Source organism: Sphaerisporangium sp. NPDC049003 (genome assembly GCF_043197795.1).
Classification (GTDB): domain Bacteria; phylum Actinomycetota; class Actinomycetes; order Streptosporangiales; family Streptosporangiaceae; genus Sphaerisporangium.
Genome location: NZ_JBICTU010000024.1, coordinates 20,020 through 41,186, shown reverse-complemented (window position 1 = coordinate 41,186; position 21,167 = coordinate 20,020). Strand labels below are relative to the sequence as shown.

At 72.1% G+C, this 21,167-nt stretch carries 16 protein-coding genes and 3 tRNA genes; 14 read left to right on the top strand and 5 right to left on the bottom strand.

What is annotated here, in order from left to right; all coding sequences use genetic code 11:
* Nucleotides 1-6: 6 nt before the first annotated feature.
* The 7 genes from ACGFIV_RS25445 to tatA all read left to right on the top strand — a co-directional run bounded on the left by ACGFIV_RS25445 (nt 7) and on the right by tatA (nt 6,469).
* A complete protein-coding gene (locus tag ACGFIV_RS25445; RefSeq protein ID WP_392837995.1) occupies nt 7-951 on the top strand; it encodes a UbiA prenyltransferase family protein in 945 nt (314 codons plus the stop codon).
* On the top strand, nt 948-2,057 hold the full coding sequence (locus tag ACGFIV_RS25440) for an endonuclease/exonuclease/phosphatase family protein (RefSeq protein ID WP_358552544.1): 1,110 nt from the start codon (nt 948-950) through the stop codon (nt 2,055-2,057). The genes ACGFIV_RS25445 and ACGFIV_RS25440 overlap by 4 nt, the downstream gene beginning before the upstream one ends.
* Complete coding sequence (locus ACGFIV_RS25435; protein ID WP_358552542.1) at nt 2,054-3,043, top strand: lysylphosphatidylglycerol synthase domain-containing protein; 990 nt, start codon at nt 2,054-2,056, stop codon at nt 3,041-3,043. The genes ACGFIV_RS25440 and ACGFIV_RS25435 overlap by 4 nt, the downstream gene beginning before the upstream one ends.
* Complete coding sequence (locus ACGFIV_RS25430; protein WP_358552540.1) at nt 2,983-4,137, top strand: glycosyltransferase family 4 protein; 1,155 nt, start codon at nt 2,983-2,985, stop codon at nt 4,135-4,137. Before ACGFIV_RS25435 ends, ACGFIV_RS25430 begins: the two co-directional genes overlap by 61 nt.
* A 43-nt stretch (nt 4,138-4,180) precedes the next feature.
* Nucleotides 4,181-5,206 (top strand): glycosyltransferase family 2 protein, encoded by a 1,026-nt coding sequence (locus tag ACGFIV_RS25425; protein WP_358552538.1) that lies wholly within the window; start codon nt 4,181-4,183, stop codon nt 5,204-5,206.
* 242 nt (nt 5,207-5,448) lie between these two features.
* Nucleotides 5,449-6,036 carry a response regulator transcription factor gene (locus tag ACGFIV_RS25420; RefSeq protein ID WP_358552536.1) on the top strand — a complete coding sequence of 196 codons (588 nt, stop codon included), beginning with the start codon at nt 5,449-5,451 and terminating at the stop codon, nt 6,034-6,036.
* A 232-nt stretch (nt 6,037-6,268) separates the two neighbouring features.
* Nucleotides 6,269-6,469, top strand: a complete 201-nt coding sequence (gene tatA / locus ACGFIV_RS25415) for a Sec-independent protein translocase subunit TatA (protein WP_358552534.1) — start codon at nt 6,269-6,271, stop codon at nt 6,467-6,469.
* A 96-nt stretch (nt 6,470-6,565) separates the two neighbouring features.
* Here the strand turns inward: tatA and hutH are convergent, their stop codons facing one another.
* Both hutH and ACGFIV_RS25405 read right to left on the bottom strand, forming a co-directional pair.
* Entirely contained in the window at nt 6,566-8,113 is a 1,548-nt protein-coding gene (gene hutH / locus ACGFIV_RS25410; RefSeq protein ID WP_358552532.1) for a histidine ammonia-lyase, read from the bottom strand.
* 16 nt (nt 8,114-8,129) lie between these two features.
* Nucleotides 8,130-8,852, bottom strand: coding sequence for a metalloregulator ArsR/SmtB family transcription factor (locus ACGFIV_RS25405; RefSeq protein ID WP_358552530.1), 723 nt, complete (start codon nt 8,850-8,852; stop codon nt 8,130-8,132).
* Nucleotides 8,853-9,091: 239 nt separating this feature from the next.
* Here ACGFIV_RS25405 and ACGFIV_RS25400 point away from each other — a divergent pair.
* The 6 genes from ACGFIV_RS25400 to ACGFIV_RS25375 all read left to right on the top strand — a co-directional run bounded on the left by ACGFIV_RS25400 (nt 9,092) and on the right by ACGFIV_RS25375 (nt 16,055).
* A tRNA-Gly gene (locus ACGFIV_RS25400) sits at nt 9,092-9,164 on the top strand.
* Between the two features lie 32 nt (nt 9,165-9,196).
* Nucleotides 9,197-9,267: transfer RNA gene (locus ACGFIV_RS25395), tRNA-Cys, on the top strand.
* Nucleotides 9,268-9,278: 11 nt separating this feature from the next.
* Nucleotides 9,279-9,353: transfer RNA gene (locus ACGFIV_RS25390), tRNA-Val, on the top strand.
* A gap of 125 nt (nt 9,354-9,478) precedes the next feature.
* Complete coding sequence (locus ACGFIV_RS25385; RefSeq protein WP_358552528.1) at nt 9,479-10,423, top strand: ATP-dependent DNA ligase; 945 nt, start codon at nt 9,479-9,481, stop codon at nt 10,421-10,423.
* Nucleotides 10,424-10,623: 200 nt separating this feature from the next.
* Nucleotides 10,624-14,733: a Pls/PosA family non-ribosomal peptide synthetase gene (locus ACGFIV_RS25380; protein WP_392837994.1), complete on the top strand. Its 4,110-nt coding sequence runs from the start codon at nt 10,624-10,626 to the stop codon at nt 14,731-14,733.
* Nucleotides 14,734-14,759: 26 nt separating this feature from the next.
* Nucleotides 14,760-16,055, top strand: coding sequence for a M1 family metallopeptidase (locus tag ACGFIV_RS25375; RefSeq protein ID WP_392837993.1), 1,296 nt, complete (start codon nt 14,760-14,762; stop codon nt 16,053-16,055).
* Between the two features lie 119 nt (nt 16,056-16,174).
* On the opposite strand, the gene ACGFIV_RS25370 is transcribed toward ACGFIV_RS25375, so the two are convergent.
* On the bottom strand, nt 16,175-16,663 hold the full coding sequence (locus ACGFIV_RS25370; RefSeq protein ID WP_358561534.1) for a MarR family winged helix-turn-helix transcriptional regulator: 489 nt from the start codon (nt 16,661-16,663) through the stop codon (nt 16,175-16,177).
* Between the two features lie 119 nt (nt 16,664-16,782).
* Here ACGFIV_RS25370 and ACGFIV_RS25365 point away from each other — a divergent pair, with 119 nt between their 5' ends.
* Nucleotides 16,783-17,817: a 2-oxoglutarate and iron-dependent oxygenase domain-containing protein gene (locus tag ACGFIV_RS25365; RefSeq protein WP_358561537.1), complete on the top strand. Its 1,035-nt coding sequence runs from the start codon at nt 16,783-16,785 to the stop codon at nt 17,815-17,817.
* Between the two features lie 39 nt (nt 17,818-17,856).
* Here ACGFIV_RS25365 and ACGFIV_RS25360 read toward each other — a convergent pair whose 3' ends face one another.
* The gene (locus ACGFIV_RS25360) at nt 17,857-19,314 is read right to left on the bottom strand and encodes an ATP-binding protein (RefSeq protein WP_358561540.1); all 1,458 of its coding nucleotides are present in this window, start codon (nt 19,312-19,314) and stop codon (nt 17,857-17,859) included.
* Nucleotides 19,311-20,969, bottom strand: a complete 1,659-nt coding sequence (locus tag ACGFIV_RS25355; RefSeq protein WP_392837992.1) for an FAD-dependent oxidoreductase — start codon at nt 20,967-20,969, stop codon at nt 19,311-19,313. Before ACGFIV_RS25355 ends, ACGFIV_RS25360 begins: the two co-directional genes overlap by 4 nt.
* Between the last annotated feature and the right edge of the window lie 198 nt (nt 20,970-21,167).

Sequence of the window (21,167 nt, the reverse complement as noted above, 5' to 3'; positions counted from 1 at the left end):
TGAGGTATGTCAAGCACTCCCCTGGATCTGCCGCCCGTGACGGTCCATCCGGCGCGAGAGCACCGGAGGCCGGCACGTGACCTGCTCGTCCTGCTCCGACCCCACCAGTGGGTGAAGAACCTTCTGGTGGTCCCCCTGCCCCTGGTGCACCCGCCGGCCTGGAACCCGCCCTCGCTCGCCCGCCTGGCGGGGGCCGTGCTGATCTTCATCCTGGCCTCGTCGGTCGTCTACGTCGGCAACGACATCGCCGACCGCGACCGCGACCGCAGGCATCCGGTCAAGCGCCACCGCCCGATCGCGGCCGGGCGCGTCTCGGTGGCGCTGGCGGCCGGCGCCGGCTGCGCGCTGGCGGCGCTGCTCGTCGTGCTGCTGGCCGTGGTGTCACCGGGCCTGGCGTGGCCCGTCGCCGGGTACCTGGCGTTGAACGTGCTCTACAGCGTCTGGCTCAAGCACGTGCCGGTGGTCGACCTGTTCGTCGTGGTGCTCGGGTTCGAGGCGCGCATCGTCGCCGGGTACCAGGCCGTCGGCGCGGCTCCGTCGGTCTGGCTGCTGCTCTGCGTCTTCTTCCTGTGTCTCACCCTGATCCTCGGCAAGCGACGCAGGGAGATCGACGACGCGGGGTCGGCGCACCGCCCGGCGCTGGCGGGCTACTCCGCCGCGCTGGTCGACCAGATGCTCACGCTCAGCGCGGGACTGGCCGCGGTCTCGTTCCTGCTCTTCCTGGGCGGTGACGCCTCCTCGGCCGCTCCCGACAACCTGGCGACGCTCCTGCTCGTGCCGCTGAGCCTGTTCGGCCTCTTCCGCTACCTGCGGATCCTGACCCTCCAGGGGGTGGACGGCGATCCGGTGCGCGCGCTGCTGCGCGACCGGGTGATCGTGAGCACCGCCCTGCTGAGCGCGGGCCTGCTGGCCGTCCTGCTGGGCGTCGGCGGCCTCGGGGGGCTCTCGTGACCACGGTCGCCGAGCAGCCGACGTCGCGGCGGGCGGTCCCACCGGCGCGCTGGTGTCTCGGCACCCGGCTCCTGGTCACCGCGGCCCTGGCGTGGGCGGCGCTCCTTCTCGTCCACGCCCTGGTGAGCGGGCGGTGGTGGCTGTGGCTCGTGGTCGAGCTCGCCCCGCCTGTGGTCGTGCTCGTCGTCCCGGTCCTGCTTCTCGCCCTCACCCCGCTGGCGGCCCGCGCGGTGCGGCTGCCGCTCGCGGTGGTGCTGGCGGCCACGCTCGTACTGGGCGTGCCGCTGTCGGGGCTCGGTCTCCCGGGGGCGGCCGGCGCCGCCCCCGGGGCGGTGAAGGTCTTCTCCTGGAACACCGGCTACTGGCACCAGGGGGAGGATCCGGCGGCCTTCTACTCCTACCTGCGCGCGCAGCGTGCCGACGTGTACCTGCTGCAGGAGTACCTCTACTTCTCCGACGACCCGATCAGGATCGACGACCTGCGGCGGATCAGGCGGGAGTTCCCCGGTTACCACGTCGCGGCGGCCGGCGAGCTGGTCACCATCTCCCGCTTTCCGATAGCCGCCTCGCGTCCCGTGGACGCCTCGGCCCTGATGTCCACCGCCGACGGGAGCGCGCCGCCGGCGGGCACCGGCTGGCGCGACTACTACACCACCAAGGCGCTGCGCACCGACGTCCGCGTCGGGGGCGACCTGGTGTCCTTCTACAACGTGCATCTCGCGGTCCAGGTGGACATCCGCCTGAGCCCGTTCTCACCTGCCTTCTACCGGGTGGTCCACGACCAGTACCACCGCAGGGAAGCAGAACTGCGGACGCTGAGCGCGGAGTTGTCGGCCAACGGGAACCCCGCGGTCATCGCCGGTGACTTCAACTCGACGTCGCTGATGGCTGACGTGCGCAGGCTGTGCGAACGGTCGCGGTGCCACAACCCGGCCGGCCCGTCCCCCCTGCCCCTGAGCTGGCCGACGGAGGGCATGCCGCGGCTGTGGCGGCTCGACTGGGTGCTCTCCCAAGGAGGTCTCGACGTCACCGGCTACCACTTCACCCCGTCCAATGGGATGTCCGACCACCTCGCCCAGTCCCTGTCCGTCTCGGTGCGCCGATGATCGCGAGGCTGCGCGCGGCGCTCACCGCGGTCGCGGTGCTGACGGTCGCCGCGTTCGTGGTCCTGACGCTGAAGGACCAGGACTGGGCACTGCTCGCCACCCTGGCCGAGCCGCGCGCGCTCCTGCTGATCGGCGCCGCGATCGTCACCAACGCCGTGGGGCTGTGGTTCGGGATGCTCTCGTGGCGGGCGCTGGTGGTCGGTTTCGGCTCCCGGGCAGGGGTGTGGGAGGGTGCCCGCGTCTTCTTCGTGGGCTTCCTGGCGAAGTTCGTGCCAGGCCGGGTGTGGACGCTGCTGGCGAACATGCGCATGGGCAGGACCGTGGGGATCACCCCGGCGCAGATGGCGGCGCTCTACGTGCTGAACATCGCCGTCGCGTCCCTGACGGGCCTGATGACCGGGCTGCTCGCGGCGCCGAGCGTGTTCGGCGGGAACAGCGTCTGGATGGCGCTGGCCGCCCTGCCGGTCGTGGTCTTCTTCGCCCGCCCCGGTCTCGCCCACCGCCTCATCGGAGTGGCCGCGCGGCTGCTCCGGCGGCCGGAACCGGTGACCAGGGCGCCCGACGGGAGCGTGCGCCGGGCGATCACCATGCAGACGCTGTCGTGGCTGGTGTCGAGCACGCACGTGTGGTTCCTGGCCATCGCGATGGGCGCCCCGCCGCTCCCGTCGCTCCTGGCCTGCGTGGGCGCCTTCGCGGGCGCCGCCGTCATCGGCTACCTCATGGTGCTGGTGCCCGACGGCCTCGGCGTCCGCGAGGCGATCCTGCTGGCGGCCCTGACCGGGGTGCTCCCCCTTCCGGCGGCGGGCAGCGTCGTTCTGGCCAGCCGGCTGCTCTGCACCGTCACCGAGATCGCCGTGGCGGGAGCCGCGCTGCTCGTCGCCCACCTACGCATACGCCCTGACGGCAACCAAGGAGATGAACCTCGATGGCGGATTTCGACCTCGCAGTCATCCTCAACTACTACTCCCCCTACGTCAGCGGCCTGACCGACTCGGCGCGGGAGATCGCCGAGGGGCTCGCCGGGCGGGGGTGGCGGGTGGCCGTGGTGGCCTCCCAGCACAAGCGGTCCCTTCCCCGGCGGGAGCGCCGCAACGGCGTCGAGATCTTCCGCTGCCCCGTCGTCACGACGATCAGCCGGGGGCCGGTGAGCCTGTCGCTGCCGTTCGTCGCGGGGCAGGTGGCCCGCGCGTCCAGCGTCGCCAACCTGCACATCCCCATGCTGGAGGCGGGTCCCATCGCCCGGCTCTGCGCGCCCACCCCTGTGGTCACCACCTACCACATCGACCTGTGGCTGAGGCCGTCCCTGGTGAGCCCGGCGGTGATCGGGGCCGTGGACACCTCGGCGCGGATGGCGATGCGGCGGTCGGCCGCGGTGGTGGTGAACAGCGACGACCAGGCCCGGCACTCGCGCCTGTGGCCCACCATGCGCCGCTCCCGGGTCCACGCGATCCCGGCCCCCTGCCAGGACCGCACGGGGGGCAGCCCCTCCTACCGGGAGGGGCCCGGCCTGCATGTGGGGTTCGCCGGGCGCATCGCCGCGGAGAAGGGCCTCGCGTACCTGGTGCGGGCGTTCCGCCGCCTGCCCGATCAGGACGCCCGTCTCCTCCTCGCCGGTGACTACATCGACGTCGCCGGCGGCAGCGACATCGAGAGCGTCAGGCGGGCCATCGGCGACGACCCGCGCGTCCGGCTTCTCGGGCTGCTGAACGGGCGGCAGATGAGGGACTTCTACGCCTCGATCGACGTGTTCGCCCTCCCGTCGATATCCGAGTCCTTCGGCATCGTCCAGGCGGAGGCGATGATGGCGGGAATCCCCTCGGTCACCACCGACATCCCCGGCGGCCGGGTCCCGGTGACGGCCACCGGATTCGGCCGCGTGATACCGCCCAGGGACCCGGCCGCGATATTCCAGGCGATCCAGGAACTGCGTGACCTGCCCGTGGAACGCCGGGCGACGGGCGCGCGCGACGCCCGTGCGAAGTTCGGGCTCCAGGCCTGCCTCGACGCCTACGAGGACCTGTTCCAGTCCCTGGGCGCGAAACCGGGGATTCCAGGAAACGCCCAGAAGAAGATCGCCTGACCGCCCGCTCGACCCGTAGAAATTGTTCGTTGAAAGGTGCCTCATGGAAGCTTCCGTCAACGCGCCCAGGGTTTCGGTCATCATCCCGAACTACAACTACGCGAAGACCCTGGAGGCCTGCCTGGAATCGGTGTTCGCCCAGACCCTGCCCCCGTACGAGGTGATCGTCTCCGACGACGCCAGCACCGACGGCTCCCCCGAGATCGCCGAGCGGTTCCCGTGCCGGCTCGTACGGGCGCCGCGCAACCGCGGGGTCTCCGCGGCCCGCAACGCGGGGGTGGCCGCCAGCACCGGCGACATCCTGTTCTTCATGGACTCCGACCAGGCGCTGGCGTCCGACGCCATCGAGCAGGCGGTCAGGGCGCTGCGGGACGAGGCCGGCTACGACTGCGTACACGGGATCATCGCGCCCGAACCGATGATCGACGACGGGCCGGTCGAGTGGGTCATGACGATGCTCGCCCACTTCGCCCGCATGCGCGCGGCGGGACCCACCGTGACGGTCTACTTCCAGGCCGCGGCGATGCACCGGTCGGTCTTCGAGGACGTCGGGCCGTTCGACGAGTCCCTGCGCGACTTCGAGGACGTCGAGTACAGCGAGCGGCTGTCGGCGAAGTACCGCATCGGCCTCAGCGACAAGGTGGTGGTCTACCACGACGACGAGGACCGGCTGCCCGACCTGCTCTCCGAGCAGTACCGCAGGTCACAGCTCATGATCCCGTTCGTGGCCGCGCACAGGAACCGGCCGGGCGCGCTGCGGCCCAACAGCACCCTCGGCGTCGCCATGGCCTCGCTCACCGTGGCCACCCTCCCGGCGTTCCTCGTCTCGCGGAAGCTGGCGGCGCTGCCCCTGCTGCCGGCCGCGGTGTTCGCCTGCTCCAACCCCGGTCTCTACCGCTTCGTCCTCCGCAGGCGGGGGCCGCGGTTCCTCGGGCGATTCGCCGGCATCCACTTCCTGATCAACGTGGCGATCGCGGCGGGAGCGGCGGCCGGGGGCCTGCGGTCGCTCCGCGACCCCGGCTTCGGGCGTCCGGCGGCACGGGGCGGCGGTTCGGCGACTTCTTCCTGACTGTCCGTAAATTCCGTTATGGGACATGTGGGACGGATGTCGTGTACTAACAGAGACACTTGAGACTGGTTATTGCACATCTACACCACATGTCCCATAATCCATCTATAAGTACTTGGCCCGCCCAACATACGGGGGATTGAGTGGAACAACCAAGTAGAACAAAGATCGACGATCGAATAAGCAGGAAGCTTGACGTTGGAATAGTTTGTGAGAACGAAATCCTCCGTTATGGCCTCAAGGTGGCCCTGCACGACATAATGACGGTGCGAACCGTACGGGAGATCGCGAAACAGTCCGCATACTCGGGTGGCAACGGGCTGGGCTCGCTCGACATCGTCATCATCTCCTATGCCGAATGGGCCACGGCCATGCGCGTCGTGCCGGCCGCGCGGGCGGCGAACATACGGGTGCTGGCCTTCGTGGACGACGTCAGCGCGAAGGACCCCGAGAAACTGGTGTCCCTCAGGCCGGACGGCTTCATCCTGCAGCGCGACCTGACCAAGCGTCGGCTGGAAGACGCCCTGATACGCGTTTCACGCAGCGAGACGCCGATGCCGACGGAAATCGTCTCGCAGGTGTTCGACTCCGCGATACGCATTCTGAAAACCTCCCATCCGCGTTTCGCCGAGCTGACGCCGAGAGAACAGGACGCCCTTGAGCTGCTCGCGGACGGGCTGAGCAACAAGGAGATCGCGCAGCGCCTTTCCGTTTCCCTGCACGGCGCGAAACGCCTGGTCGGAAATATCCTGCTGAAACTGAATTGCCCCAACCGCACGCAGGCCGTCGTCCTCGCCATGAGGCACGGCCTGCTACGCGACCGCAATTGACACCTTTTCTCGCCGGAGGAGGCCGAGGAGCGTCTCGGCCGAGGGCAGCGGCGCCGCACGGGGCAGCGCCGCCGGCGGCGGGCCGGAGACCGACCTCTCGCGCGCGCCACGACGTGCTCGGGGTGTCCGGCGAGGTTTGCGGCGTTCCCCTCCGAATGGAGGGTACCCGGGATCACAGCTGGTCACCGAGGTTCTACGCTGGTGTGATAGGCGCTCAGCAAGGAGATTCGGCATGGGGGAACTGAGCCCGTGGCACTGGCTTATCGTCGCCGCGGTATTCGTGATGCTCTTCGGTGCGAGGAGACTGCCCGACGCCGCCAGGTCGGTCGGGCAGTCGCTCCGCATCTTCAAGCACGAGGCGAGCAAGCTGAGGGATGACGAGGAGATCGCGGGCCCTGAACGGCCCGAGCCGCCCGAGCGACCCGGCTCCTGATCTTCGGCGGGCACGACGCCCGGCCGCCCGCCTTCGGAACCGCCGGGGCCGCACTCAGACGCTGCTCAGACGCCGCTCAGAGGCTGCAGAGGCTGCTCAGGCGAGGGGGCCGGTGACGGACTCGGCGGATGACAGGACGGTGCCGTTGGCCACCAGGCGGACGACGGACTCGATCTCGGGGGCGAGGAAGCGGTCGGGGCCTGGCCCGGGTACCTCCTGGCGCAGGGCGTCGACCACGGCGCCGGTCGCGGGGGCGGGGCGGTGGGGCCGGCGGAGCTCGATGGCGCGGGCGGCGGTCAGGACCTCGATGGCGAGCACGCGCGTGAGCCCGTCCAGCGAGCGGCGGAGCTTGCGCGCGGCCGACCAGCCCATGGAGACGTGGTCCTCCTGCATCGCCGAGCTGGGGATGGAGTCGACGCTGGCCGGCACGGCGAGGCGCTTCAGCTCTGAGACGATCGCCGCCTGCGTGTACTGCGCGATCATGTGCCCGGAGTCGACACCCGGGTCGTCGGCGAGGAACGCGGGCAGGCCGTGGCTACGGGCGACGTCCAGCATCCGGTCGGTGCGTCGTTCGGCCATCGAGGCGACGTCGGCCACGGCGATCGCCAGGAAGTCGAGCACGTAGCCGACCGGCGCGCCGTGGAAGTTGCCGTTGGACTCCACGCGGCCGTCGTCGAGGACCACGGGGTTGTCGACGGCCGAGGCCAGCTCCCAGCCCGCCACGGTGGCGGCGTGGGCGGCGGTGTCACGGGCGGCCCCGGCCACCTGGGGCGCGCAGCGCAGCGAGTAGGCGTCCTGGACGCGGGTGCACGAGTCGTCCCGGTGGGAGGCCATGATCCCCGAGTCGCGCAGCAGCGCCCGCAGGTTCCCCGCGGAGGCCGCCTGGCCCGGATGGGGACGCAGGGCCTGCAGCTCGGGGGCGAACACCCGGTCGGTGCCGAGCAGGGCCTCCACGCTCATGGCGGCGCTGACGTCGGCGGTCTTGAGCAGCGCCCCGAGGTCGTCCAGGGCCAGGATGAGCATCCCCAGCATGCCGTCGGTGCCGTTGATCAGGGCGAGGCCCTCCTTGGCGGCCAGCTCGACCGGCTCAAGGCCCGCCGGCTTCATCGCCTCGCGGGCGGTCTTCAGCTCGCCGTCGCGGTCGCGCACCGGCCCCTCCCCCATCAGGGCGAGGGCGACGTGGGACAGCGGCGCGAGGTCGCCGGAGCAGCCGAGGCTGCCGTACTCGTGGACGACCGGGGTGATCCCGGCGCTGAGCAGCCCCGCGAGGACCTGGGCGGTGGAGGGCCGCACCCCGGTGTGCCCGGTGGCCAGGGTGTGCAGGCGCAGGAGCATCATCGCGCGGACGACCTCGGTCTCGACCTCGGGGCCTGACCCGGCGGCGTGCGACCGTACGAGGGAGCGCTGTAGCTGGGCACGGAGGTCGGGGTCGATGTGGCGGGTGGCGAGGGCGCCGAACCCGGTGGAGACGCCGTAGGCCGGGGTGGGGCTCGCGGCGAGCTCCTCCACACGGGCGCGGGCGCGGGCCATGGCCGTGACCGCCTCGTCGGTGAGGCGTACGGCGGCACCGTGCCGGGCGACCTTGACGACGTCGCCGAAGCTCAGTGGTTCCGGACCGACGTTCACGACCTCGATGTCGCGCATGGTGTCACTCTCTCGCTTAGGTAACTGGCGTATTGGATGTTAGCCCCTTACAGGGGAACATCGCGGCCAGCCCCTTCCTGCCGAGGTCCGTCAGCTCCAGCGCGCGCCTGACCGGCCCGTGCCGGTACCAGTCGCGTTCGAGGAGCGAGCGGGTGATCGCGGCACCGAGGGCTCCCCCGAGGTGGGGCCGGCGCTCGGTCCAGTCGAGGCAGGCGGGCGCGAAGCCGCGCCGGGACGCGCGCGCCCCGGCGAGGTCGACGCCCAGCTCCGCCAGGGCCTGCTCCCCCGCCGCCGTGACCTCGTAGGCGTCCTCGCCGACCAGGTGCCCGGCCTCGACCAGCGCGGCGAGCAGCCCGACCCCGGCGCGGCCCGCCAGGTGGTCGTAGCAGGTGCGCGCCTCCTCCAGCAGCCGCGCCTGGCGGGACTGGCGCAGGGACCGTACGGCCGGTCGGGGGCTCACCCGTGCCAGCACTTCGAGGATCTCGGCCACCTCGGGGCCGGACAGCCGGTAGTAGCGGTGGCGGCCCTGGCTCACCACGGTCACCAGCCCGCCGGCCAGCAGCCGGGACAGGTGGGCGCTCGCGGTGGCCGGGCTGACCCCGGCCAGCCTCGCCAGCTCCCCCGCCGCCAGGGCGCGGCCGTCCAGCAGCGCGGTGAGCACGGCGGCCCGCGTGGGGTCGGCGATCAAGGACGCGACCGGGGCGATGTCGGCGTCGCTCGCGACGTGGTGCGCAACCATGCTTCGACGCTAACCCAAGGACGCTTGGACCGGCGTCGAAGCATGCCCTATGACCAGGCGATCCCCGTCCCCCAGACCGGCGAGGCGGCGTGGGATCCTCCTCGCGATCCCGGCCGGACGCCGCGGCGCGTGGCCGCGATCACCTGGTACGCCGAGCGGGCCGGCGGCCCTCGGTTTGGGGACTTGGCCGGGATTCGCTAGAGTTCTCTGCGTGAGGCCGGGAGTTCACGGCCGATCATGCGGACGTGGCTCAGCTGGTAGAGCATCACCTTGCCAAGGTGAGGGTCGCGGGTTCGAATCCCGTCGTCCGCTCGGAGATGCCTTGCGGAGACGAGGCATAGCCCGGTGGAGTGGCCGAGAGGCGAGGCAGCGGCCTGCAAAGCCGCGTACACGGGTTCAAATCCCGTCTCCACCTCTGTTTTGCACGGGCGATTAGCTCAGTGGGAGAGCGCTACCTTGACACGGTAGAGGCCACTGGTTCAATCCCAGTATCGCCCACCATCAGATCCCCAGGTCATCGGCCTGGGGATTCTGCATTTCCCGGCCGTTCCCCGGTGATCGTTTCGCACGTGTGGCGGGCAGGGCCGTTGTTGACCCCACGCCCGCGGGTGGGCATCGTGGGGCGGGTGACCAGCGATGAGACGCGGGACGGAGTGCCGCTGACCAATCTCGGCCAGCCGCTGTTCGACGGTGCGAACGCGACGAAGAGGGATCTGGTCGACTACCTGGACGCGGTTCGCGACCGCATCATCCCGGTGCTGCGCGACCGGGCGCTGTCGGTGATGCGCATACGGCCGGGGCAGCCGGCGTTCATGCAGAAGAACGTGCCCAAGTACACCCCCTCGTGGGTGCGCACGATCTCGGTGTGGGCGGAGGCCTCGCACCGGGAGGTGTCCTACGCGCTGTGCGACGACCGCCGCACCCTGCTGTGGTTCGCCAACCAGCGGGCGGTGGAGTACCACCCGGCGCTGTTCCGGGGGGAGCACCCCACCCACCTCGTGCTCGATCTCGACCCGCCGGAGGAGAACGCGTTCCCGCTGGCCGTCGGGGCCGCGCGCCTGGTCCGCCAGGCCCTGGACGACGCCGGGCTGGCGGGCGCGGTGAAGACCAGCGGGGCCAAGGGCCTGCACGTCTTCGTGCCCGTGGAGGAGGGGATCGCGCCCGAGGACCTGGCCGCGGCCACCCGCGCCCTGGCCGCCCGCGCCGAGCGCGTCGACCCGTCGATCGCCACCACGGCCTTCATCCGCGAGGACCGCGAGGGCAAGGTGTTCCTCGACTCCACACGGGCCGGCGGGGCGACGGTGGTGGCCGCCTACAGCCCGCGCATCCGTCCGGACACGCCGGTGTCCTTCCCGGTCACCTGGGACGACCTCGACCGGGTCACACCCGCCGACTTCACCGTCCGCACCGCGGCGGGGCTGCTGGGCGACGGCGATCCCTGGGCCGAGCAGATGCCCGCGCCCCAGCGGCTGCCGGACGACCTGGTCGAGGAGGGGCACACGATCCCGGTGGCCCGCGTCCAGGCGATGCACGAGGGCAAGCGCCGTGCCCGCGCGCGTCGTGGCGAGTGACCACCGGAGGGGTGACCCGGAGGCGACGCGGAGATGTACGGAAAGTAACCAGGAATAGGCCGTAACACGTCGAGAGTTAGGATCTTACGATGCCCACGGCATGACGTCGGGCCGTTTCGGAACCGAGCATGGTGATCCCGCGATCTCCTGGGGCCACGACGAAGACCCAGACCAACGTCCGGGCATTCAGGGGAGAGAACGTGCGTCCATCCGCGACCGAGACCGAGCCGGGCCGTCCGCCACACGACGCCACCGACGAGACGACCGGCCCCACGACCTACCCCACGACCTACCCCACGACCGGCCCCACGACCGGCCCCACGACCGGCCCCACGACCGGCCCCACGACCGGCCCCACGACCGGCCCCACGACCGGCCCCACGACCGGCGAGGAGCCCGAGGGCACGTACGGCCGCGACCTCCGCTCGCCCGGCCGCGAGGCCACGGCCGATCGCCCGGCGCCCGCCGTGTTCCTGTCGGGAGACGCGGCCGCGGCGCCCCGGACGCTGCTGGACATTCTCGCCGCGACCACCCGCCTGCACCCCCGCGAGCCCGCGCTCGACGACGGGGTGACCAGCCTCGACTACGAGGGCCTGAGCGCCGAGGCGGAGCTGCTGGCCGGGCGGCTCCGGCGGGCGGGGGTGGGCCCCGGCGACCGCGTCGGAGTCCGGGTGCCCTCGGGCACGGTCGACCTCTACGTCGCCATCCTCGGCGTCCTGGCCGCCGGCGCGGCGTACGTCCCGGTCGACGCCGACGATCCCGAGGAGCGGGCCGAGCTGGTCCTTTCCGAGGCGGGCGTCCGCGCGGTCGTCGGCGAGGGACGCTCGATCACCCCGCGCGGCTCCTCCCCGGCCGGCTCGGGACGCCAGGGGCCTTCGGGCCTGGACGACGACGCGTGGATCATCTTCACGTCCGGGTCGACCGGCAGGCCTAAGGGCGTGGCCGTGACCCATCGCAGCGCGGCGGCCTTCGTGGACGCCGAGGCCCGCCTGTTCCTGCCGGAGGAGCCGATCGGCCCCGGGGACCGCGTCCTGGCGGGCCTGTCGGTGGCGTTCGACGCCTCCTGCGAGGAGATGTGGCTCGCGTGGCGGCACGGCGCCTGCCTGGTCGCCGCGCCCCGCGCGCTCGTACGTACCGGCATGGACCTCGGCCCCTGGCTGACCGACAGGGGCATTACCATCGTGTCGACCGTGCCGACGCTGGCCGCGTTGTGGCCGGTCGAGACCCTGGACGACGTGCGCCTGCTGATCTTCGGCGGGGAGGCGTGCCCGCCCGAGCTGGCCGAGCGGCTGGCCGTGCCGGGACGCGAGGTGTGGAACACCTACGGCCCGACCGAGGCCACCGTCGTGGCGTGCGCGGCCCCGCTGCCCGGCCAGGGACGGATCCGCATCGGCCTGCCCCTCGACGGCTGGGACCTCGCCGTCGTGAACGAGGACGGCGAGCCCGTCGCCATGGGCGAGACGGGCCAGCTGGTCATCGGCGGGGTCGGCCTGGCCCGGTACCTCGACCCCGAGAAGGACCGGGAGAAGTACGCCCCGCTGCCGTCCCTCGGCTGGGAGCGCGCCTACCGCAGCGGCGACCTGGTGAGGGCGGAGCCGCAGGGCCTTGTCTTCGCCGGCAGGGCCGACGAGCAGATCAAGCTCGGCGGGCGGCGCATCGAGCTCGGAGAGGTCGACGCCGCGATCCAGGCGCTTCCGGGGGTGGCCGGAGCCGCCGCGGCGGTCCGCACGACCGCCTCGGGGCACCAGCTCCTCGTCGGCTACGTCGTGCCCGGCGAGGACTTCGACCAGGCGACCGCCCGCGACCGGCTGGCCGAGGCGCTTCCCGCCGCGCTGGTCCCGAGGATCGCGCTCGTGGACGCCCTGCCGACGCGCACGTCCGGGAAGATCGACCGCGACGCCCTCCCCTGGCCGCTGACCGGCGCCGCGGACCCCGGCTCGGCGTCCACGGCCGGGCTGTCGGGCACCGAGCGCTGGGTGGCGCGGCAGTGGTCGGAGATCCTCGGGGCGGACACCGGCGACCGTGACGCCGACTTCTTCGCCCAGGGCGGCACGAGCCTCGCCGTGGCCCGGCTGGTGTCGGCCCTGCGCACCCGGTACCCGGGCGCCTCGGTGAACGACGTCTACGAGAACCCCACGCTGGGGGCGCTCGCGGCGCGCCTTTCCGCGATGGACACGCCCGAGGTGGCGGCGGTGGCCCGTACGGTCGCACCGGTGCCGCGCCGCGCCGCCCTGGCGCAGGCGGCGCTCATGGTGCCGCTGCTCACCGTGGGCGGCATGCGCTGGATCATCGGCCTCGCCACGCTGAACAACCTCGTCTCCTTCCCGTGGGCCCCTGCCGTGTCCTGGTGGTGGGTGCTGGCCGGCTGGCTGCTGTTCGTATCGCCGTGGGGGCGCATCGGCATCGCCGCCGGCGTCGCCCGGGTGCTGCTGCGCGACCTCACCCCCGGCGTGTACCCCCGTGGCGGGGGCACGCACCTGCGGCTGTGGTTCGCCGAGCAGTTCGCCTTCCAGCTCGGCGTGGGCCAGCTGTCCGGCGCGCCGTGGATCGCCCGGTACGCGCGCGCCCTCGGGGCGCAGATCGGCGAGGACACCGACCTGCACACGCTGCCGCCGGTGACCGGGATGCTCAAGCTCGGGAAGAACGCCGCCGTCGAGCCTGAGGTGGACCTCCACGGGTACTGGCTGGATGGCGACCGGCTGCACGTCGGTGAGATCCGCATCGGCGCCGCCGCCACCGTCGGCGCCCGCGCGACCCTGCTCCCCGGCGCGCGCGTCGGCAAGAACGCCCAGGTGGCCCCCGGCGCCGTGGTCGCCGGCCCGGTGCCCTCGGGTGAGCGCTGGGCGGGCGCGCCCGCCGCCAGGCAGGGCAAGGCGCGGCGCTTCCGGCCCTCCGCCAGGCCGCCGCGCTCCCGGGGCTGGGAGCTGGCGTACGGCCTGTCGGCGATGTTCCTGAGCCTGATCCCGGTGGTCGCGGCCCTGTGCGGCCTGATCGTGCTGGAGGTGTTCGTCCGCGGGGCCGCGACGCTCGGGGAGGCGCTGCCCGCCGCCCTGTACGGTGTGGCGCCCGCCACGGTGACCTCGCTGGCCGCCTTCGCGCTGATCGTGCTGGTCTGCGTGCGGCTGCTCGGCATCTGCCTGCATCCCGGGCAGCACCCGGTGCACAGCCGCCCGGCGTGGCAGGCGTGGGCGACCGGCCGCCTGATGGCGGCGGCCCGCGTCTGGCTGTTCCCGCTGTACGCGAGCATCCTGACCCCCGCGTGGCTGCGCGCCCTCGGGATGAAGGTCGGGCGCGACGTGGAGCTGTCGACGGTGCTCGCGCTGCCCACCATGACCACCGTCGGCGACGGCGCGTTCCTCGCCGACGACACGATGGTGGCCCCGTACGAGCTGGTCAACGGCAGCCTGCGGGTCGACCAGGTGCGCATCGGCAAGCGCGCCTTCCTCGGTAACTCGGGCATGACCGCTCCGGGCCGCAAGGTGCCGAAGGACGGGCTGGTGGGCGTGCTGTCGGCCGCCCCGAAGAAGGCCAAGGCCGGGTCGTCCTACCTCGGCCTGCCCCCCGTCGAGCTGCGCAGGACGGCCGAGGACGCCGACCGCAGCCGCACCTACGACCCGCCGCGCCGCCTCAAGGCCGCGCGCGCCGCCGTGGAGATCTGCCGGATCGTCCCGGCCATGTTCACCGTCGCGGTCGCCGTCCTGGTCGCCGCGACCCTGGAGTTCTTCGCGGCGTCCTTCGGCTTCGGGGTCGCGGCGCTGCTGGTCGGTCTCGTCCTGGCCGGTGCGGGAGTGCTGGCCGCCACGATCACGACGGCGGCCAAGTGGGCGCTGCTCGGCAGGATCGCCCCGGGGAACCGCCCGCTGTGGAGCTCGTTCGTCTGGCGCAACGAGCTGGCCGACAACTTCGTGGAGGTGCTGGCCGCTCCGTGGTTCGCCGAGGCCTGGCTCGGGACCGCTCCCCTCAGCCTGTGGCTGCGCTCGCTCGGGGCGCGCGTCGGCCGTGGCGTCTGGTGCGACACCTACTGGCTGCCGGAGGCGGACCTCGTCCGGCTCGGCGACGGGGTGACCGTGAACCGCGGCTGCGTGCTGCAGACCCACCTGTTCCATGACCGGGTCATGAGTATCGATAAGGTCGTACTGCGGGACGGGGCGACACTCGGCCCGCACGGAGTGGTCCTTCCCTCGGCGACCGTCGGGGAGAACACCACGGTCGGGCCCGCGTCCCTGGTGATGCGCGGCGAGTCCGTGCCTCCGCGGACCCGCTGGTTCGGAAACCCGATCGCGGCGTGGTCCTCTCCTTCGCCGAGATGATCCGGAAGGCATGACCGCATGTGAGCGTGGCACCGAGCACCTCTCGCCACTCCTACTTTCCGGAACGGGGCAACGACGGCTACTGGGTCGAGCACTACGACCTGTCCCTGGACTACCGTGTCGGGGCCAACCGCCTGCGCGCCGCCGCCACGCTCTCGGCGTTCGCGACACGGTCGCTGAGCGCGTTCACGCTCGACCTGGACGCGCTCCGGGTGACCGCGGTGCTGGTCGACGGGGCGCCGGCCCGCTTCGCCCACCACGGCGGCAAGCTCCGCGTCACCCCGGCGCGGACCTTGCAGGAGGGCACGCTGTTCTCCGCCGAGATCCGGTACGGGGGCAACCCGCGCCCGGTGCCGAGCCGCTGGGGCGGGCTGGGCTGGGAGCAGCTCACCGACGGAGTGATCGTCGCGAGCCAGCCGACCGGGGCGCCGTCGTGGTTTCCCTGCAACGACCAGCCGGGTGACAAGGCCAGCTACCGGATCTCGGTGACCACCGCCTCCCCGTACGAGGTGGTCGCCAACGGCCGCCTGACCGGCAGGCGCCGGGCCGCGTCCACCACCACCTGGGTGTACGAGCAGGCGGAGCCGATGGCGACCTATCTGGCGAGCGTGCAGATCGGGCGCTACCAGGCGGCCGAGGTGGACGGTCCCGTGCCCCAGCGGCTGCTGTACCCTCCCCGGCTCGCCGCGCGGGCGCGTCACGACTTCGCCCGCCAGGAGCGGATGACCGCCCTGTTCACCGAGTGCTTCGGCCCCTACCCGTTCCCGTCCTACACCGTGGTGGTGGTCGACGACGATTTGGAGATCCCGGTCGAGGCCCAGGGGATGTCGATCTTCGGCAGGAACCACGTGGACGGCCGGCGCGGCGAGGAGCGCCTGGTCGCCCACGAGCTGGCGCACCAGTGGTTCGGCAACAGCCTGACGCTGGAGAGCTGGCGCGAGATCTGGCTGCACGAGGGGTTCGCCGCGTACGCCGAGTGGCTGTGGTCGGAGGCCTCCGGGGACGAGACCGCCGACGCCCTGGCCGATCGCTGGCACCGCAGGCTCGCGAAGCTCCCCCAGGACTTCGCGCTGGCCGACCCTGGCGCGCGACGGCTGTTCGACGACCGCGTCTACAAGCGTGGCGCGCTCACCGTTCACGCCCTGCGGCGCACGCTCGGCGACGACGCGTTCTTCGCCCTGCTGCGCGAGTGGACGACGACCTACCAGCACGGAACCGTCACCACCGACCGGTTCACCCGCCTCGCGGGCCGTTTCGCCCCCCTGGACGACTTCTTCGCCTCCTGGCTGTACGCCAAGCGCCTTCCCGCCCTTCCCCGATAGGAATTCATGTATTCCCTATTGAATTTATAGGGATCTGGTCGCAGGATCAGGGGTGACGATCCTCCAGTAGCGCAGGAGACCGTGGAGGACCGTTTCGTGAGCGACGGCCGGCTACGGGCCTACCTGACCGGGCGGCGTGCTCTCCGGACCGTCTGGGGGCTCTCCATCGGGGTGGCGAGATGCCCGGTGACCAGGTGTTTCAGGGCGCGCAGGAAGATCTCGCGCTCCTCCTCGGGGAGCGTGCCCAGCGCCTCCTCGTGGACGCCGTCGACGATCTCCTGGCTCCGCGCGGCGACCCGGGCGCCCTCCTCGGTGACCGCGACGATGCGGGCCCGCCGGTCCTTGCCGGAGGGGCGGCGCTCGGCGAGGCCGGCCTCCTCCAGGGCGTCGACCGTCACCACCATCGTGGTCTTGTCCATGTCGCCGATCTCCGCGAGCTGGATCTGCGTGCGCTCCTCCTCCAGGGCGTGGACCAGCACACAGTGCATGCGCGCCGTGAGCCCGATCTCGGCGAGCGCCGCCGCCATGCGGGTGCGCAGGACATGGCTGGTGTGGTCGAGCAGGAACGACAGGTCCGGCTTCGTGCGGGCGGGCGCCATGGCGGTCATCCCGCCAGCATAACAATTCGTCCCGTGGCGGATTATCCGGCAGAAGAACCTTAGGACTCTTAGTGTGGCCACCACGCGGGCAGGATCGCGGGGTGCGGGGCATGGTTGAGGAGGTCGGCGTGAGCGAGGCACTGCCCGTCATCGACGTGACGGCACTGATGGGACCGGCCACGGCCCGGGCGGACGCCGGTGACCCCGGTGACCCCGGCGGGCGAGGCCGTACGGCAGCCGAGCGGGTCGCGCTGGAGATCGGGGACGCCTGCCGGGAGAGCGGGTTCTTCTACGTCACCGGGCACGGCGTGCCCGACCGGCTCCTGCGGGAGCTGGACTCCGCCGCGCGCCGCTTCTTCGCCCTGCCGCTCGACCGGAAGATGGAGATCTCGATGGAGAAGGGCGGCCGGGCCTGGCGCGGGTTCTTCCCCGTCGGCGCGGAGCTCACCTCGGGACGGCCTGACCTGAAGGAGGGGCTCTACTTCGGGACCGAGTCGGCGGCGGACGACCCGCGCCCGCTGCACGGCCGCAACCTGTTCCCCTCGGAGGTGCCCGAGCTGGGCCTGGCCGTGACCGCGTACCTCGGCGCGCTCACGGAGGTCGCCCAGGGCGTGATGCGCGGCATCGCCCTGAGTCTCGGCCTGCGGCGGGACTACTTCTCCACCGGCTACACCGCCGACCCCACCATCCTCTTCCGGATATTCCACTACCCGCCCGCCCCGCCGGACGCGGACGGCTGGGGTGTGGGCGAGCACACCGACTACGGCCTGCTGACCCTGCTCCTCCAGGACGGCAACGGCGGCCTGCAGGTGCACGGCAGGAACGGATGGGTCGACGCCCCGCCCGTCCCCGGCACGTTCGTGTGCAACATCGGCGACATGCTCGACAAGCTGACCGGGTCCCACTACCGGTCGACGCCCCACCGCGTACGCAACCTCAGCGGGCGGAGCCGCCTGTCGTTCCCGTTCTTCTTCGACCCCGGCTGGGACGCCGAGGTGCCCCCGCTCCCCGCGCTGCCGTACAGCCAAGGAGGACGCCCCCGCTGGGACGGGCAGGACCTGCGCGCCTTCACGGGAACCTACGGCGACTATCTCACCGCCAAGGTCGCCAAGGTCTTCCCCCGCCTCGGATCCGAGGTGATCGGCGGATCGGACCGGACCTGAGGCGTGGACCCGGGCCCGAGGCGAGCCGCGGACCGTCCCTCAGGCCGGGGTGATGGGCAGCAGCACCCTGAACCGGGTGTCCCCCGGCGAGGACTCCACCCGGATGTCCCCGTGGTGCTTGTTGACGATGATCCGATAGGAGATGTCCAGCCCGAGCCCCGTGCCCTCGCCGACCGCCTTGGTGGTGAAGAACGGCTCGAAGATGCGCGGCCGGATCTCGGCGGGGATGCCGGGCCCGGTGTCGGCGATCTCGACGAAGATGCGGTCGGCCTCGTGCCCGGTGCGCAGGGTGAGGGTGCCGCCCTCTGGTCGCATCGCCGCGAAGGCGTTGTCGATCAGGTTGGTCCACACCTGGTTCAGCTCGGCGGCGTACGCGGGGACCAGGGGCACCGTGCGGTCGTACTCCTTGACCGTGCGCACGCCCTCGGGCGTCTTGGCCTGCATCATGGTCAGCGTGGCGTCGAGCAGGTCGTGCACGTCGACGGTCTGGTAGGGGGCACGGTCGAGCTGGGAGTACTGCTTGGCCGCCGAGACCAGGGTGGAGACGCGGGTGACGGCGTCGTCGATCTCCCCCATCAGCAGCTCGGTCTCGATCGTGTAGGTGAGCCACCGTACGGCGGCCTCCAGGTTCTCCCCGCCCACGGCGCCGGTGATCTGCTCCAGCCACCGCACGTCGATGCCGCCTGCCACCAGCGTGGGCGCGAGCTCCCACCCGCCGGTGACGTCGTGGTCGTCGAGCCAGTCGCCTAGCTCGTCCTCGGCGTCGGCGGTGGCCATGACCGAAAGGGGCGCCGCGCTCGCGGCCCGCTTGACCGCGTCCTCCTGGAGCTCGACGAGGTCGTGCAGCCTGCTGCCGTCCAGCCGCCCATCGGCGATCATGGCCAGCTTGTGGCGCATGCCGGCGACCCGCTCACGCAGCACGGCGGTGGCCCGTACGGCCGCGGCGGCGGGGTTGTTCAGCTCGTGGGTCAGCCCGGCCGACAGCGAGCCGAGAGCGAGCAGCCGCTCGCGCTCCCCGACGATCGTCTGGTTGGCGCGCATGCCGAAGAACATGCCCTCCAGCAGGTGGGTCGCCATCGGGAACCACTCGCGCAGCGACTTGGCGAGTACCGTCGCGGGCACCGCGAACAGCTCGACGTCGCTGATGGCGTGCAGGCTGCTGGAGTAGCTCTGGCCGACCTCGTCACCGAGGTAGGCCTGCATGGCGCCCGCGTACACGCCCCGCTGCTCGGTGCGGGTGACCTCGACCTCGTCGCCCTGGATGCGCCGGGTCAGCGCGATCGTGCCGGTGAGCAGCTGGTAGAAGCAGGTCGCCGGCTCGCCCTCCTGGTAGACCGTGGTGCCCCCGGGCCAGCGCTCCACCCGGCCGTGCTCGACGAACCTCGCGAGCTGCGCGTCGTCGAGCGCCTCGAACAGGAACAGGGTGCGCAGCTCATCGGCGGTCAGACGATCGCCCGTGTCACCGCGCCCGGCGGCGGTGTCGGCCGGCTCGGTCATTGGGCCTCCAGGTAACGGTGGATCAGGGAGACCGCCATCGCGCCCTCGCCCACGGCGGACGCGACACGCTTGACCGAGTCGGCCCTCACGTCGCCCGCGGCGAAGACGCCCGGCATGCTGGACTCCAGATGGTAGGGGTCGCGGGGAAGTGACCACCCCGGCGGTCGCTGGCCGTCGGCGAGCAGGTCGGGCCCGGTGAGCACGAAGCCCCGCTGGTCGCGGACGACCGCCTTGTCGAGCCATTCGGTGCGCGGCTCGGCGCCGATGAAGATGAACAGCCACGAGGTGTCGACCGCGCGCACCCGCCCGGAGCGGGGGTCGCACAGCGACAGCCGTTCGAGGTGGTCGTCGCCCTCGGCGGAGACCACCTGGCTGTGCGGGTGGACCTCGATGTTGTCGTGGCTCTCGATCTGGTCGATCAGGTACTGCGACATCGACCGCCGGAGGTCCCCGGCCCGGATGAGGATGTGCACGCGCCGGGCGTAACGGGAGAAGTGCACGGCCGCCTGCCCGGCGGAGTTGGCGCCTCCGACGATGTAGATCTCCTGGCCGGCGCAGCTCGGGGCCTCGGTGGCCGCCGACCCGTAGAAGACGCCCCGGCCGGTCAGCTCCGCCAGGCCCGGCGCCTCCAGCATGCGATAGGAGACCCCTGTGGCGAGCACGACCGTGTGGGCGGCGATGACGGTGCCGTCGCCGAACCGGAGCAGCCGGGTCGACCCCCCGGACTCCAGGGCGACGACCTCGCGGGTGGTGAGGATCTCGGCGCCGAACCGCAGCGCCTGCCTGCGGGCGCGGTCGGTCAGCTGCGCGCCCGACACCCCTTCGGGGAAGCCGAGGTAGTTCTCGATGCGGCTGCTCTGCCCGGCCTGCCCGCCGGTCGCGCGCTGCTCCAGCAGCACGGTGCGCAGCCCCTCAGAGGCGCCGTACACCGCGGCGCCGAGGCCCGCCGGGCCCCCGCCGACGACGACCAGGTCGTAGAAGTCCCCGGCCGGGGTGGTGGTCAGCCCCACGTGGGCGGCGAGGTCGGTCTCGCTCGGCTTGACCAGGGACGTGCCGTCCGGCGTGACCACGAGCGGGACGTCGTCCACGGTCAGGCCCGCCGCCGACAGCAGGCGGCCTCCCTCGGCCTCGTCGGCCAGCATCCAGCGGTAGGGCACGAGGTTGCGGGCGAGGAAGTCGCGGACCGCGAACGAGGGGGCCGACCAGCGGTGCCCGACGACGCGGGTCTCGGTGATCGTCTCGTCGGGCGCGGCGAGCCAGGCGTCGAGCATCGCGTCGACCACCGGGTAGAGCTTCTCCTCCGGCGGGTTCCAGGGCTTCAGCAGGTAGTGGTCGAGGTCGACGATGTTGATCGCGTCGATGGCCGCGTCGGTGTCGGCGTACGCGGTGAGCAGGACGCGGCGGGCGCGCGGGAAGATGTCCATCGCGGCCTCGAGGAACTGGATGCCGTTCATCTGCGGCATCCGGTAGTCGGCGAGGAGCACCGCGACCTGCTCACCACGCAGCTTGATCTCGCGGAGCGCGTCCAGGGCGGCCTCGCCGGAGTCGGCGCGCACGACACGGTAGCGGTCGCCGTAACGGCGCCGGACATCTCGGGCCACCGACCGGGAGACGGCCGGGTCGTCGTCAACGGTCAGAATTGCCGGGTTCGCCATGGAATCAATAAAATCACGCTCCTGGGTAAAGGGAGCCAGCCCCGGGGGGACGACAGCGGACGGCCCCGTCGGCGGAGACGTGTCAAGGGGCGCCGGAGCGCCGCGATCCCCGCTCCACGGCGACTCCGCGGACCCACCTCAGGGCCGGCCCGCGCGATCCCCAGTGCGCGGCAAGCCGGTTCCAAGAGCGGCCTGCGA